This window comes from Mesorhizobium sp. ESP7-2, assembly GCF_020164715.1.
Classification (GTDB): domain Bacteria; phylum Pseudomonadota; class Alphaproteobacteria; order Rhizobiales; family Rhizobiaceae; genus Mesorhizobium.
Genome location: NZ_JAIUGQ010000005.1, coordinates 129,450 through 144,456 on the forward strand (window position 1 = coordinate 129,450; position 15,007 = coordinate 144,456).

The following is a 15,007-nucleotide window of genomic DNA, read 5'->3' on the forward strand; positions in this document are numbered from 1 at the left end:
TTGCCACATCGGCTGGCAAATCCGTCGCAGCCGGGTCAAAAATGCCCGATCCGCTAAAATTCGAACGATCCCCCGCAATTTTCCATAATCTCTGTCTGGCAAAGGATTTCGCATGATCGCGGAATCCGACAGCCAACGGGCCGACGCTGGCGACGACACCGATGCGGCACCGGCGCAAGCGCCGGCATCCGCGCGGCGGTTTATCGCCGCGCCGCCGCTGGTGCCCGATCAGCAACCGGCCAAGCGCGAAGGCCTGCCGATACTGACCTTCGTTGCCGTTCTGGTGCTGGCCGGCCTCTCCTACCTGACCGGGGCGCCGGCCTTCATCAGTCTGGCGTTGCTGGTAACCGGCCTTGCCGGCCTGGCCATGCACCTGCACGCCAGACGCAGCGTACGCCGCAGTACGGTGCTGCTCGACGAAACCACCGCCCGCAACCGCGCCGAGATCGAGACGCTGGCCGACCGCATGTGGGAGATGCAGGAAAGCGAGGAGCGCTTTCGCGGTCTCATCGACGCGCTCGGCGATCTCGTCATCCATCGCGACCGCGACGGTTACATCGTCTATGCCAACAAGGTGTTCGCCGACCTCGTCGAAACCGACCAACGCGACCTTGCCGGCAAGACGCTTGCCGAGCTCGGCATCGAGGTCGGCCTCGTTCCCGATGCTGCTTTCTCCGACCATGAATGCCTGAGTTCCACCGACGTTGCCATCCGCACGCCGACCGGCCCGCGCTGGTTCTCGTGGATCGAGCTATCGGTGCGCGACAAGGACAGCAATGCCGTCTCGCATCGCGCCATCGCCCGCGACATCACCGCACGCAAGCGCGCCGAATCGTCCATGATCACCGCGCGCGAGCGGGCAGAGTTCGCAAGCCAGGCAAAGTCGCGCTTCCTCGCCACCGTCAGCCATGAGATCCGCACGCCGATGAACGGCATCATGGGCATGGCCAGGCTGCTCGCCGACACCAGCCTGTCGCCGGAGCAGCAGACCTATGTCGGCGCCATCTCGACCTCGGCCAGCGCCTTGCTTGCCCTGATCGAGGACCTGCTCGACTATTCCAAGATCGAGGCCGGACGCTTCGATCCCGAACCGCAGCCCATGTCCGTGCGCGAGATCGCCGACAACATCATCGAACTGATGGCCGCGCGCGCCTTCGCCAAGAATATTGGCCTCGGCTGCCATGTCGAACCGGACGTGCCGCAATTGATCACCGCCGATCCGGGCCGGGTCAGGCAGGTGCTGCTCAACCTCATCGGCAACGCCATCAAGTTCACCGACGGCGGCGGCGTGCTGGTCAGCGTCGCGCGCGCCCGCACCGAGATCAGCGACCGCATCTGCTTCACCATCGCCGATACCGGTCCTGGCCTGCGCGACGAGGACATGGAGCGCATCTTCGAGGAGTTCGAGCAGGCCGACGGCACCTCGACGCGCACACATGGCGGGGCCGGATTGGGACTTGCCATCTCCAAGCGCCTGGTGACCGCCATGGGCGGCACGATTTCGGTTTCCAGCCGGCTTGGCCAGGGATCGGAATTCGTCTTCGAAATCCCGGCCATGTCGGCCACCGAGCCGCCGCAGGGCCGGCAGAACGCGCTTGCCGGCCGGCGCGCCGTGATCCTGTCCAAGAACACCGTCGAGGCCGACGCCATCGCCCGCACCATCCGCGCCAATGGCGGCGTGGCCGGCATCGCCACCACCGTGGCTCAGGCCGCTTCCTTTGCCGACGGCTGCGACGTGCTTCTGGTCGACGCGGCCATGGAAGAGAGTGACGGAAGGCTGCTCAAGCGGCTTCGCCAGCATGGATTCTCCAATTGCGAAGCCATCACGCTGATTGCCCCCACCGAACGCGGCATGCTTGGCGAGTTTCGCGCCAGCGGCTACGCGACATTCCTTGCCCGGCCAGTGCGCGGAGGAACACTTTTGCGTGTCCTTTTGAGCAGCCACGCACCGGTCCTCGCCCCGCCGCAGCCGGAAAAACGCCGCGCACCGGCACTTCGTCCGTCAGGCGGACGCCAGCAGGGCCTGTCAGTGCTGATCGCCGAGGACAACGACATCAATGCCATGCTGGCCCGCGCAACGCTGCTGAAGGCCGGGCATCGCGTCAAGGTGGTCGGCAACGGCAAGGCCGCCGTCGAGGCGGTCACCGGCGCCGGCCACAACCGCCGCTTCGACGTGGTGCTGATGGATCTGCATATGCCGGTCATGGACGGACTGGACGCCATTGCCGCGATTCGCCGCCATGAGGAGGAGACATCCGTGCCGCCCGTGCCGATCATGGTGCTGTCGGCCGATAGCCAGGAAAAGACCCGCCATGCGGTGCTTGCCCATGGCGCCAGCGGCTTCGTCACCAAGCCGCTCGACCCCGAAGCGCTGGTCAGCGCCGTCGAAGGCCAGGTCGCCGCCTGAGCCCTCTTTTCCCGGTGCGTGGCTGACGAAGACTACCAAAAAAGCAGTCCGGTTTCGGCGCCCGCGAAGGCGACGCGCCCAGGGACTTGTGACGCAACGTAGCCGGTTGACCGTTTTCGCCAGCCGACGAAGTATTGCCCGCGACGCCGTATCACGGTACTGTCACAATCCTGTTGCACCTACACCGTATCCCCGTGCCAAGAGGGATGGCTCGAAGGAGAATCACTCGTGCATACAGTTATGCCGGAATGTGACACTCGGCCGAACGCCAGCAGCGCCTTGCTCGCAGGACGTAATGTCGATTCCGTCATAAAAGGCGCAGCGCTCGGCCGTATCGGCAACCTCGAAGTGCGGCTCGCCCGCAACGAGGCCGAGATCGCGGCTGCGCAGGAAGTGCGTTACCGTGTATTCTATGACGAGCTTGGCGCCAGGAAGGATCTGTTCCAGGCGCATGACCGTCGCGACGCCGACCGCTTCGACCCGCTCTGCGACCATCTGCTCGTCCTCGATACCACGCTTTCCGGACCTGAGCACCGCCGCATCGTCGGCACCTATCGCTTGCTGCGGCAAGAAATCGCGGCAACCGCCGGCGGCTTCTATTCCGAAGGCGAATTCGAGCTGACCAAGCTCATCGCCCGCCATCCCGGACAGCGTTTCCTCGAACTCGGCCGTTCCTGTGTCTTGCCCGAATACCGTTCGAAGCGCACCATCGAGGCGCTATGGCAAGGCATCTGGGCCTATATCAATCATTACGAAATCGGCGTGATGACTGGCTGCGCCTCCTTCCACGGCACCGTGCCGGCCGCGCATGCCGAGGCGCTCACCTATCTCGCCCATCATTGCCGCACCAACTCGGCCTGGGACGTGCGCGCGGTGTCCGGGCGCTATTGCTCCATGGACCTGATGCCGATCGAGGCGGTCAACACCAAGGCGGCGATCGCGGCGATGCCGCCTCTGGTCAAGGGATATCTGCGGGTAGGCGCTCGCATCGGCGATGGTTGCGTCATCGACCGCGAATTCTCCACGGTCGACATTTTCGTCGTGATGCCGGTCAAGGAGATCGGCGCCCGTTACGTCAACTATTATGGCGGGGAAGCGCAGCGCTTCGCCGCGTGAGCGAGTAGGCAGTAGGCAGTAGGCAGTAGGCAGTAGGCAGTAGGCAGTAGGCAGTAGGCAGTAGTGAAGACGCCATGATTCACGCATCGGCGACTACTGACTATTTCCCTACTCCCTACTCCCTACTCCCTACTCCCTATTCCCTCTCTTCACGGAATGTCTTCCGGCCGCCGGCCGGGCCGGCTCTTGTAGGATGGAAACGTCCAGCCGAAACGGAGCGCACCGCCGCGCACCGCGAACGCCGCGGCGAAGCCGGCCAGCTCTGAAACGATCGGCGGCAATCCTGTGACGTCGCCAGCCGTGAAGATTGCAGCGCCCGCGAGAGCGGCCGTAACATAGATTTCCGGTCTCAGCAGCACCGAGGGTTCGCCGGCCAGCAGATCGCGCAGGATGCCGCCTGACGTGGCGGTGAGCACGCCGGTAATGACGGACACGACCGGCGAACCGGTAATGGCCAGCCCCTTGGCAGCACCCATCACCGAAAAAGCGGCCAGTCCGATGGCGTCGAGCCAGAGCAGCCATTTCCAGCGGGACTCGACACGGTGCGCAGCAAAGAACACCAGCACCGCGACCGCCGCGCAGATCAGCACGTAGCTGGAGTTGGCGACCCAGAAAACCGGTAGATTGAGGATGACGTCGCGAAGCGTGCCGCCGCCGATGCCGGTGACACTGGCCAGGAACAGGAAGCCGATAATGTCGAGCTGTTTGCGCGAAGCCGCCAACGCCCCCGTCGCCGCGAAGACGGCAACGCCGGCATAATCGAGAAGGGCGATGGGGTTCATGGGCTGAGTGAGTAGTGAGTAGTGAGTAGTGAGTAGTGAGTAGTGAGTAGTGAGTAGTGAGTAGTGAGTAGTGAGTAGCGGAATAGCACGAAGCCGCAGCTTAGTGTCAGGCCCCTACTCCCTATTCACTACTCACTATCCTCACGCATCCTTCTCGGCCTGCTCATTGACCGGCCCTGGCTCGACCGGCGCGTCGGCGGCAATTTTCGGGCCGCCCTTGGCGACGCCGACCATGGCCGGGCGCAGCACCCGCTCGCCGATCGAATAGCCCGGCTGCACGACCTGGACCACCGTGTTGGCCGGGACATCGGGATTGGGTACCTCGAACATCGCCTGGTGGAAATTGGGATCGAACTTCTCGCCTTCCGGAGCGAGTTTCTTGACCCCATGCCGTTCCAGCGCCGACAGCATGGCACGCTCGGTCAGATCGACGCCTTCGATCAGTGCCTTGAAGCCAGCATCCCCCGACGCCTTGGCCTCGGCGGGAATGGCATCCAGCGCGCGGCGCAGATTGTCCGACACCGACAGCATGTCGCGGGCGAAATTCGCCACCGCATAAGTGCGCGCATCATGCACATCGCGCGCGGTGCGGCGGCGCAGGTTCTCCATCTCGGCCGCGACGCGCAGCGCGCGGTCCTTCAGCTCTTCATTTTCCTTCAGCAGCCGCACAAGCGCTTCATAGTCGCCGTCGATGCCGCCTTCCGTACGCTCGGTATTTGCCTCGGCCGCCTCGGCTTCACTGGGCGCGCGTTCGTCTTTTGCCTGGTCGCTCATCGCCGTTTCCCGTCATCTCGAATGGTGTGGATTTGTGCCCGATATCGAGGTTCGCAGGCCAAAAATCAAGGGGAAAGCGACCGCAAGGACCTTTTGACAGGACCTGGAAGGCGCCAACGCCGCAGTTCGATTTTAATTCAAATTTTACCGTGCTTGCCGGCTTTGCTTGCCACAACGCCGTGATGCGGGAACCATTCCGTCGCTGGAGGAGTTTCGGAACCGACGCAGGATTTGAACCCATGACCCGCAACAAGCTCGAAAAAACAGAAAGGCTCGCTGCGGAGGTTCGGCGCCAGATCGGCGCCGAGGCGATGAAGCGCTTTCTGCGCACCTTGCCAGCCTTCCGCACCGAAGCCGACATCCCGGACCGCTTCGGGCAATTGCTCGATCACCTCGACCGGGTCGAGGAGGGCGACGTCGGCTGGCGACGGGCAGTGAGGGTCGACTAGCCTTACGCGACAATTACGCACAGTAACTTTACGTGATCATCGTCTTGCGGTGGCGGCACACCCTGCCTATGCTTTCTGATGAACATGATTTCCCCCGAAGAGGCGGCCAAGAGCAAGCGCGCCTGGCTCAAGGTCCTGGCGCGCTACAAGAAGCCTGACAGGCGGCGCAGCGCACTCGAACTCGCCATCACCCTCATTCCTTTCGCCACGCTGTGGGCTCTGTCTTCCGCGGCCTATGCCTATGGTCATTGGTGGGGACTGATCCTCATCCTGCCCGCGGCCGGATTCCTGGTGCGGATTTTCATGATCCAGCACGATTGCGGCCATGGCTCCTTCTTTGCCAATCGCCATGCCGACGACTGGATCGGCCGCGCGCTGGGCATCCTGACGCTGACGCCCTACGACTGCTGGCGGCGTGCCCACGCCACGCATCATGCCAGCGCCGGCAATCTCGACGAGCGCGGCATGGGCGACATCAGGACGTTGACCGTCGCCGAGTACCGGCAGATGTCCTGGCGGGGTCGCCTGGCCTATCGTCTCTACCGCCATCCGCTGGTGATGTTCGGCCTGGGGCCGATCTGGCTGTTCATCTTTTCGCAAAGGCTGCCCATCGGCATGATGCGCGGCGGCTTGACGCCCTGGGTGTCGTCGATGACCACCAATCTAGGCATCGCGCTTGCCGCGGCCATCCTCATCTGGATCATCGGTCCCGGCGCGTTCCTGATCGTCCATCTGCCGATCGTCATTCTCGCCGGTTCGGCCGGCATCTGGCTGTTCTATGTCCAGCACCAGTTCGAGGAGACCGAATGGGCGAAGGATGAGGAATGGGAGTTCCAGCACGCCGCTCTGCACGGCTCTTCCTACTACGACCTGCCGCCGGTGCTGAACTGGCTCACCGGCAATATCGGCGTTCACCACGTCCACCACCTCTCCGCCAGGGTGCCCGGCTACCGGCTGCAGGAAGTGCTGCGGGACTATCCCGAGCTGCGCGGCATCGGCCGCATCACGCTGCTTGAGAGCCTGCGCTGCGTCAAACTGGCCTTGTGGGACGAAAGCCGCAGCAAGCTGATATCGTTCCGCGAGGCGCACGCGGCGCTGTAGCGCCTGCCTTTTCCCGGTTCGCGGGACGAGGTGAGGCGTGGTCCGCACAGCGGACGAAAAGCCAATTGCTTGGCTTTTCGAACAACGCTTTCCAATCTGAATTGAGAAGCGTGGACGAGAAGCCGGTTCTCAGAGCCTCAGGCCGCTTGCCGCTCGTCACGCATCAGGATCTCGCCATGGCGGATCTCGGTGCCCAGCACCTTCAGGCATTCGCGTATGAAATTGGACAGGCCCGGCCAGCCCTTGGCCGAAACGAGATTGCCGTCGACATGGGCCCCGTTCGGCGCGACGTCGATATAGATGCCGCCCGCCAGCGTGACTTCCGGCTCGCAATAGTGAAGCGCCGCCACCTCCCTGCCCCGCACCACGCCGTCGACCGCGATCAGGATCTGCACGCCATGGCAGATGGTGAAGATGGGCTTGCCTGCTTCATGGAAGTGCCGCACCAGCGCCTGCACGCGCTTGTCGATTCGGATGTATTCGGGGCCGCGCCCGCCCGCCGCGTAGACGGCATCGTACTGGGCCGGATCCACCTCGGAAAACGTCTTGTTGAGGATGTAATCGTGGCCGGGCTTTTCGGTGTAGGTCTGGTGGCCTTCGAAATCGTGCAGCGATGTCTTCAGCACATCGCCAGCCTTCTTGTCCGGGCAGACGACATGCACGGTGTGGCCGACGGCATGCATGGCCTGTTCGAAGACGAAAATCTCATATTCCTCGCTGAACTCGCCAACGAGCATCAGTATCTTCTTGCCAGCCATTTCCGGTTCCTCCCTTTTGGCAATTTATTTCCGGCCGCGAAATAACAGCGTTATCCTAAGGGCGGGATCACGTGGGGAAAAGCGCAAATCGCACAATTGGTACGACCAGTTTACGCCTTCCCCGATTGAAAGGGCCTTGGGGCCCTTCATAGAAAACGAAAATAGTCCCACTGGTTCGACCAGCAGCGCAATCAGGCGTCAGCCCTGATCATATCGGTTACGGTATAGGCGTGCAGAACTGGCGTCAGTCGCCGCGAACCCGGCGCCAGGAATATTTCGGGCCTTTGGGCTCCGCTATGGCAGCCGGCTGGTAGTAAAGCCCCAACCCGCCGGTACGGCCCTCTTCCAGGCGCTTCAAGAGCACTGGATTCGAGATCTCGAACTCGTCGAAACCAAGCCGCAGCATGTGCGGCAACGGGTCGACCAGAACCTGCCCGGTGGCACGCAGCGCGCCCGTGAAATGATAGCGGCCGCGCAGCAATTCGCCCTTGGAGAAAGAGCGGCCGTCGCCGAAGGCCGGAAAGGCCAGCGCCACTAGCGACAACTGGTCGAGCAGGTCGGCGATCTTCTCCATCTGATCGCCGGGCTGCAGCAGGACGCCGAGCCGCTCCTTCGCCGAGCGGCGCACCTCCGGGTCGAGATCGAGGAACGCCTGCAGCGGCAGGATGAAGCGGCCATTGCCGGAGAGCGCATCGGCGCTTTCGGCATGGGTCCACTCGTCTTCGCGAAAACCCTCCGGGGTCCAGAGCCGGGTCTCCGGTGTCGTCAGTTCAGTCATCAAAATTCCTAAAATTCGAAGAGCTCAAGGGTGTGTTGAAATTCAGGCCAGGCCGCGTCGAAAACGGCTGCTTCCGAGAACCAGAGCGGAGCGTACTTGAAGTACGCGAGCAGCGGAAGCGCAGGAAACTGCCGTTTGCAAGGCCGGCCTCACCTGAATGGCAACATACCCTATAGTGATGCGTCGGTCAGCGACACTTCCAGTCCCGACAGGTGAATGCCGCACTCGGTCTTGGCGTGCCCGGCCCAGCGGCCGCTGCGCGCGTCCTCGCCCGGCTGCACCGGCTGCGTGCAGGGAAAGCAGCCGATCGACAGATAGCCGTAGGCGACCAGTGGATTTTCGCGCAGCGCATGCGCGCGCATGTAGTCGGCCTGGTCCGATGTCGTCCAGTGCGCTAGCGGATTGATGCGGATGCGCGGGCCGACGGCCTCGAACACAGGGAGTGCGGCCCGTGTCGAGGCCTGGAAGCGCTTGCGGCCTGTGAACCAGGCGCGGAAGGGTGCGATGCCACGTGCCAGCGGCTCGACCTTGCGCACGTCGCAGCAGGCGTCGGTGTTGTTCTGGTGCAGATTGCCGGTCGGGTCGATCCGTTCGAGCGCCGCTTCGTCGGGCTTGATCACCCGGATGTTGGTCAGCCCGAAATCGGCGACCAACGCGTCGCGATAGCCGAGCGTCTCCTCGAAATGCTTGCCGGTATCGAGGAAGATGACCGGCAGCGTGCGGTCGATCTTGGCGATCATGTGCAGCAGCACCGCCGAATCCGCGCCGAACGAAGACACGGCGGCGATCTCGTCGTGAAACAGTTCCTTGGCCGATCGTTCGATGATCTCGATCGGGCTGAGATGACCGTAGAGTGCGTCTAACCCCGCCGCCTTGGCGGCGATGCCGTCATCGACGTCGACGATATGGTCAAGCGGCCTTGGCTTCGCCAGCATAGAGCGCCTCCTTGAACGGCGCGGGACCGACACGGCGGTAGGCGTCGATGAATTTTTCCTGCGGGTTGAGCCGAAGGCCGAGATAGGTGTCGACGATCTGCTCGATGGCATCGGTGATTTCTTCCGAAGAGAAGCCGCGGCCGATGATCTCACCGACCGAAGTGTTCTCGTCGGCCGAACCGCCCAGTGTCACCTGATAGAGTTCGGAGCCCTTCTTCTCGACACCGAGGATGCCGATATGGCCGACATGGTGGTGGCCGCAGGCATTGATGCAGCCCGAGATTTTCAACTTCAGCTCGCCGATCTCGCGCTGCCGCTCCAGCGAGGCGAAGCGACGCGAGATTTCCTGTGCGATCGGGATCGAGCGCGCGGTCGCCAGCGCGCAATAATCGAGGCCCGGGCACGAGATGATGTCCGAGATCAGGTTGGAATTGGCCGTCGCCAGCCCGATGTCGACCAGCGCGTCATAGACCGCCTTGAGGTCGGCGCGCGCCACATGCGGCAGGATCAGGTTCTGCTCGTGGCTGACGCGAAGCTCGTCAAAGGCATACTTCTCGGCAATGTCGGCGACCGCTTCCATCTGGCTGTCGGTCGCATCGCCCGGCACCTCGCCGATACCCTTGAGTGAGATCGTCACCGCCGCGTAGTCGGGGTGGCGGTGCGTCACCACGTTCTGGTCGAGCCAGTCCGAGAAGCCCTTGGAATCCAGCCGCGCCAGCTTGACGGCCGCATCGCCGTCCGGCCGCCCGGCCAGCGCCGGCGGGGCGAAATAGGCCTCGATGGCGCGGATGTCCGCCTCCGGCAACTTCAGCTCCGCGTCCTTCAACTCCTGCCACTCGGCCTCGACCTGGCGGGTGATTTCCTCGGCGCCGGTCTCGTGGACCAGGATCTTGATGCGCGCCTTGTACTTGTTGTCGCGGCGGCCATAGAGATTGTAAACGCGCAGGATCGCCGTGCAGTAGGACAGAAGGTCGGCCTCCGGCAGGAAGTCGCGGATCTTGCGCGCCACCATCGGCGTGCGGCCCTGGCCGCCACCGACATAGACGGCGAAGCCGAGCTCGCCGGCGGCGTTCTTTTTCAGGTGCAGGCCGATGTCGTGCGTCTGTATGGCGGCGCGGTCGCGCTCGGCTCCCGTCACCGCGATCTTGAATTTGCGCGGCAGGAAAGAGAATTCCGGATGCACCGAGGACCATTGCCGCAGGATTTCCGCATAGGGACGCGGATCGGCGACCTCGTCGGCGGCCGCCCCGGCAAAATGGTCGGCGGTGACATTGCGGATGCAATTGCCGCTGGTCTGGATGGCGTGCATCTCCACGCTGGCCAGGTCCGCCAGGATCGCTGGAATATCCGACAGCGCCGGCCAGTTGAACTGGATGTTCTGGCGCGTGGTGAAATGGCCGTAGCCCTTGTCGTATTTGCGGGCGATGTGGCCAAGCATGCGCAGCTGCTTGCCGTTCAGCGTGCCATAGGGCACGGCGATGCGCAGCATATAGGCGTGCAGCTGCAGATAGACGCCATTCATCAGCCTGAGCGGCCGGAACTGGTCCTCGGTGATCTCGCCGGACAGCCGGCGCTCGACCTGGTCGCTGAACTCGGCGACGCGGGCCTGGACAAAATCGTGGTCGAACTCATCGTAACGGTACATGCTTAGTCTTTCAGGGCGCGTCCGCCCGTGTCTGGTTAGGCTGCCTGGGCAGCCTGCTTGCCGAGATCGTTGCGGATGGTGGGACCGGCGGCGCGGATCTTCTCGCGCAGCCGCACCGGCTCGACGACGCCGTCGACGACTTCCGCATCGATCAGATTGACGTCGACCACTTCATTGTCGGCGTGGGCCTTGGCGCCGATGGCCTCCAGCCGATCCTCGGCCGCCTTGTCGTGGGCAAGGTCAGCATGGTCCACCGTCTCGGCCCAGCCGCCGTCGGCGTACCAGACGGCAATGCCGTCGCCGAGGCGATTGGCGGTCAGTATCTTCATGGCTGAACTCCCTCGGCGGCCGCTACGGGCGCACTCTCATGTCTGTGTGCCGCGAGCGGCTCCGACCGCTCGAAATTGGCACCGGCGACGGCGTCGCCGATGATGGTCATGACCGGGCCGGACAGATCGGCGCGCGCTTCCAGCGACGGCAGGTCGGCAAGCGTGCCGTGGAAGCGTCGGCGATTGGTCAGGCTGGCATTCTCGACCACGGCGACCGCCGTGTCCGGCGACAGGCCGGCCTCGATCAGCCGACCGGCGACTTCGGCCGCGACCGAGCGGCCCATGTAGACGGCGACGGTAGCGCCGGAAATGGCGAGCTTGGCCCAGTCTGGCAACGAATTGCCCTTGAGATCGTGGCCGGTGGTGAACACCATCGAGGAGGACACACCGCGCAGCGTCAGCGGCAGTTCGAAATCTGCGGCAGCGGCGAAGGCTGCGGTGACGCCCGGAACCACCTCATAGGCGATGCCGGCATCGCGAAGCGCCGCCATCTCCTCGCCGGCGCGGCCGAACACCAGCGGATCGCCCGACTTCAGCCGCACGACGCGCTTGCCCTCAAGGCCAAGCTCCACCAGCAGCGCGTTGATTTCGGCCTGGCTCTTGGTATGGCAGCCCTTGCGCTTTCCCACCGGCAAGCGCTCGGCATCGCGGCGCCCCATGGCGACGACCGCCTCCGGCACCAGCGCGTCATGGACGATGACGTCGGCCTCCATCAGCAGGCGATGCGCCCGCAGCGTGAGAAGGTCCTCGGCGCCGGGACCGGCGCCCACCAGGGCGATGTGGCCGCGAACCGGCGCGTCGGACAACAGGAGATCGGCGGCGGCTTCGTGCGCCTGCGAAAAATCGCCGGCCTCGATGGCGCGCGCTGGCGCTCCGCCGAAGAAGTCACTCCAGAAACGGCGGCGCACATTGCCCCTGGGCAATCTCGCGGCGGCATTGCGGAACGACGCGGCAAGCGCGGCCAGCGCCCCAAGCGACGGCGACAGCATGCCGTCGATGCGGCCGCGCAGCATCTGCGCCAGCACCGGACCCGCACCTTCGGTGCCGATGGCAATGGCGACCGGTGCGCGGTTGACCAGCGCCGGGGTGAAGAAATCGCAGAGGTCCGGCCGGTCGACGGCATTGACCGGAATGCCCAGCCGGCGCGCGTCGGCGGCTACGCGCCGATCGAGCGCCTCGTCGCCGCTGGCGGCGAACACCATCACGGCGCCTTCGAGTTGCGAGGCATCATACGCGCGGGCCACATGGTTCGCGCCGGTTTCGGCGATGAAGGTCAACAGCTCCGGCTCGGCATCGCTGGCGATGATGTGCAGAACGGCACTCGACTGGGCGATCAGCCGCGCCTTGGCCAGAGCCTCCTCGCCGCCGCCGACAATGGCCACGGCTTCGCCCTCGACCCGCATGAAGACGGGAAAGGCGTTGAGCTTGGTGGTGGCTTGCGACATGATAATAGCAATCCGGGAACAGTTTCGCAGTTTTACGCCCAGGCGTAAAAAAGCAGAAGCAAAGCACTCGCGCATCCGGTGATGGCAGGCAATCGCTTTTTCGCAACCGCGAAGGGCAAGAGAAAAATATTCCACGCCCATGCCTTTGGCCAGGCCAGGTCGCCGAAATCGACCTTGATTTCAGGCGCTTCTAGCTGCCTGCGACCTGTCCGGAAAACAGTTTTTTCCAATTTCTACCATTTTAGTAGATTAAAGTCGTCTGGTGACGATTTCATGTTCGGCGCCCGGTCTGCACGGTTATTCGGTCCGTGGCGGGGGTTGGAACGTTGACGGGCGGAAACGCGTTCCCGGTATAGCCACCACGCAACAAGGAGCGTCCTCATGAACACGATCAAACTGAAGCATGGCATTTGGGTTGTGGTGGCCGACGGTGAAAAGGCGCTCCTGCTCAAGAACGGCGGCGACACCAAGTTTCCCAATCTTGAAGTCGTGCAGGTGATTGAACAGGAAAACCCGCCCACACGCGAACAGGGAAGCGACAGCCCCGGCCGATACAATGATGGCCCATCCATGCACCGCAGCGCGGTCGAGGATACCGACTGGCATCGCATAGGCAAGGAACGCTTCGCCGAGGAGATTGCCGCCCGGCTCTACAAACTCGCCCATGACGGCGAGTTCGACAGCCTTGTGCTTGTCGCCCCACCAGTGGTGCTCGGCGCCATGCGCAAGAAGCTGCATAAGGAGGTAGCTGACAAGGTTACGGCCGAAATCCCGAAGACCATGACCAACCACGGCATCCCCGAGATCGAGGCGCTGTTGCAGGCAGCCTGATCGCCAGCAACGGATTGGTCGTCAAGGCGAATATCATAGCCGGCTCAAGCAGATCGGCGGCGTCTCGGTCGCCGGTCCAGCATTTTGTCGCCGCGCCATCGCCTTTCGCACCCTTTGCGGGTTGCATCACAGTTACGCCTTCCACCATGTTGCGAAACAGGCGGCGGCTTAGGGCCGCGCATATCCGACATCGCTGGCTTGAAAGGCGCTCCATAGACAATGCCGCATGACACGCCCCTTATCGCCACCATCAGCCTTGCGCAGATCGGCGAATCCTCCTTCATTCTGGCCGAACTCGGCGTCGGGCTGAAACTCCTGCCCGAGCAAGGCCGCGACCTGATCCTGGCCGGCGCCATCCTGTCGATCGTGCTCAACCCGTTGATGTTCCTGGTCATAGACTGGATGAAGCCGTGGCTCGAGGCCCGTGCCATCAGGACGGCGCCGCCGGCGGACACCAAGCCGGTCGGCCCGGCGACGGAACCGGGCCAGGTGGCCTCCGTCGCCGCAACATCCAGCAAGGAAGACGGTCCTCCGCCGAGGACGACCCTTGCCGGCCATGCCATCCTCATCGGCTATGGCCGGGTCGGTGGCCTGGTCGGTGCCGCGCTGAAGGAAGCGGCACAGCCTTTCCTCGTCATCGAGGACGCGCCGACACCGAGATCATGGGCGAACGCGAGATCGCGCGCGGCATTGTCGAGGAGGTGTTTGGCCACAAGCCGCGGGTCGCGGAACCGTCCGCGGCCTGAGCCGACGTGCCCACGGGCGTGTTAACTATGCCACGAATGCCGAGCCGCCGTTTTGCGCGACGCTGTCGAGGTATTTTGCCGGGGGCTTGCCAAGCGCCTTCTTGAACATGGTGATGAAGGCGGTCACCGAGCCATAGCCGAGATCGCCCGAGACTTGCTGCACGCTGGCACCGGACGCCAGCTCCCGAATGGCGACGATCAGGTGCAATTGCTGGCGCCAGCGCCCGAAGCTCAAGCCAGTCTCCTTGACGACGAGACGCGCCAGACTGCTTTCGCTGAGCGCGACGCGGTTGGCCCATTGTGCCAACGTGCTGCGATCGGCAGGGTGCTGCGCCAATGCCTCGGCGATCCGCCTCAAGCGCGGCTCGGATGAAATCGGCAGATGCAGCTGCTGGATAGGCATGCGCGGCAGTTCTGCAAGCAAGGTCCTGGTCAAGAGATCATCCCTTGCCTGGTCGTCCTGCACGCTGTCGGACAGCTCGACGATCAGTTCGCGCAGCAGCGGCGAGATCGAAAGCGTGCAGCACCGGTCCGGCAATTCGGCGGCTCCCGGCTCGATGTAGACGAAGAATATCCGGGCATTGGCCGTCGCGATGTTGCTGTGCTCCATGGCGCCGGGGATCCATACCCCGCAATGCGGCGGCACCATCCACAAGCCGCTCGGAACGCGGCATGTGACGCCGCCTCCGAGCGCAAAGACGAGCTGGCCCTTGCGGTGCCAATGGGCGGGTACCTCCGCTCTGGTCTCGGTGACGTCGACACGCACGGCGATGGCCGGCGCCAGCACGTCATCGACATCGAAATTGGGCCATGGGTAGCGAAGAGGCTGTCTCATGATTGACTGCTTTTAGCGATTAAATGCCAGGATAGCTAAATTCTTCAAGCGGGGAGGCCGATAAAGTTCCGGCCTC

Annotated in this window: 14 protein-coding genes and 1 pseudogene; 6 read left to right on the top strand and 9 right to left on the bottom strand. The window is 63.7% G+C overall.

What is annotated here, in order from left to right:
* Nucleotides 1-112 precede the first annotated feature (112 nt).
* Both LB543_RS07465 and LB543_RS07470 read left to right on the top strand, forming a co-directional pair.
* Nucleotides 113-2,407 carry a PAS domain-containing hybrid sensor histidine kinase/response regulator gene (locus LB543_RS07465; RefSeq protein WP_224613624.1) on the top strand — a complete coding sequence of 765 codons (2,295 nt, stop codon included), beginning with the start codon at nt 113-115 and terminating at the stop codon, nt 2,405-2,407.
* 240 nt (nt 2,408-2,647) lie between these two features.
* A complete protein-coding gene (locus LB543_RS07470) occupies nt 2,648-3,523 on the top strand; it encodes a GNAT family N-acetyltransferase (RefSeq protein WP_224613688.1) in 876 nt (291 codons plus the stop codon).
* 149 nt (nt 3,524-3,672) lie between these two features.
* Here the strand turns inward: LB543_RS07470 and LB543_RS07475 are convergent, their stop codons facing one another.
* Both LB543_RS07475 and grpE read right to left on the bottom strand, forming a co-directional pair.
* Nucleotides 3,673-4,305, bottom strand: coding sequence for a trimeric intracellular cation channel family protein (locus LB543_RS07475; RefSeq protein WP_140756284.1), 633 nt, complete (start codon nt 4,303-4,305; stop codon nt 3,673-3,675).
* Between the two features lie 141 nt (nt 4,306-4,446).
* Nucleotides 4,447-5,079, bottom strand: a complete 633-nt coding sequence (gene grpE, locus LB543_RS07480; RefSeq protein WP_140756286.1) for a nucleotide exchange factor GrpE — start codon at nt 5,077-5,079, stop codon at nt 4,447-4,449.
* A gap of 239 nt (nt 5,080-5,318) precedes the next feature.
* On the opposite strand from grpE, the gene LB543_RS07485 reads away from it, so the two are divergent.
* Complete coding sequence (locus LB543_RS07485) at nt 5,319-5,528, top strand: hypothetical protein (protein WP_224613625.1); 210 nt, start codon at nt 5,319-5,321, stop codon at nt 5,526-5,528.
* A 78-nt stretch (nt 5,529-5,606) separates the two neighbouring features.
* A complete protein-coding gene (locus LB543_RS07490) occupies nt 5,607-6,629 on the top strand; it encodes a fatty acid desaturase (protein WP_224613626.1) in 1,023 nt (340 codons plus the stop codon).
* Nucleotides 6,630-6,766: 137 nt separating this feature from the next.
* Here the strand turns inward: LB543_RS07490 and LB543_RS07495 are convergent, their stop codons facing one another.
* The 6 genes from LB543_RS07495 to cysG all read right to left on the bottom strand — a co-directional run bounded on the left by LB543_RS07495 (nt 6,767) and on the right by cysG (nt 12,519).
* Nucleotides 6,767-7,387, bottom strand: coding sequence for a DJ-1/PfpI family protein (locus tag LB543_RS07495; protein ID WP_224613627.1), 621 nt, complete (start codon nt 7,385-7,387; stop codon nt 6,767-6,769).
* A 244-nt stretch (nt 7,388-7,631) separates the two neighbouring features.
* Nucleotides 7,632-8,165, bottom strand: a complete 534-nt coding sequence (locus tag LB543_RS07500) for a DUF934 domain-containing protein (protein ID WP_224613628.1) — start codon at nt 8,163-8,165, stop codon at nt 7,632-7,634.
* A 170-nt stretch (nt 8,166-8,335) separates the two neighbouring features.
* Nucleotides 8,336-9,100, bottom strand: a complete 765-nt coding sequence (locus LB543_RS07505; RefSeq protein WP_140756298.1) for a phosphoadenylyl-sulfate reductase — start codon at nt 9,098-9,100, stop codon at nt 8,336-8,338.
* Complete coding sequence (locus tag LB543_RS07510) at nt 9,075-10,745, bottom strand: nitrite/sulfite reductase (RefSeq protein ID WP_140756300.1); 1,671 nt, start codon at nt 10,743-10,745, stop codon at nt 9,075-9,077. The genes LB543_RS07505 and LB543_RS07510 overlap by 26 nt, the downstream gene beginning before the upstream one ends.
* Before the next feature lie 35 nt (nt 10,746-10,780).
* Nucleotides 10,781-11,074: a DUF2849 domain-containing protein gene (locus tag LB543_RS07515; RefSeq protein ID WP_224613629.1), complete on the bottom strand. Its 294-nt coding sequence runs from the start codon at nt 11,072-11,074 to the stop codon at nt 10,781-10,783.
* Complete coding sequence (gene cysG / locus LB543_RS07520; protein WP_224613630.1) at nt 11,071-12,519, bottom strand: siroheme synthase CysG; 1,449 nt, start codon at nt 12,517-12,519, stop codon at nt 11,071-11,073. Before cysG ends, LB543_RS07515 begins: the two co-directional genes overlap by 4 nt.
* A gap of 381 nt (nt 12,520-12,900) precedes the next feature.
* Between cysG and LB543_RS07525 the strand changes: the two genes are divergently transcribed.
* Nucleotides 12,901-13,350, top strand: coding sequence for a host attachment protein (locus LB543_RS07525; protein ID WP_224613631.1), 450 nt, complete (start codon nt 12,901-12,903; stop codon nt 13,348-13,350).
* Nucleotides 13,351-13,572: 222 nt separating this feature from the next.
* Nucleotides 13,573-14,096, top strand: a pseudogene (locus tag LB543_RS07530) (sodium:proton antiporter); the annotation flags it as partial.
* A 25-nt stretch (nt 14,097-14,121) separates the two neighbouring features.
* Here LB543_RS07530 and LB543_RS07535 read toward each other — a convergent pair.
* Entirely contained in the window at nt 14,122-14,931 is an 810-nt protein-coding gene (locus LB543_RS07535; protein ID WP_224613632.1) for an AraC family transcriptional regulator, read from the bottom strand.
* Nucleotides 14,932-15,007 lie beyond the last annotated feature (76 nt).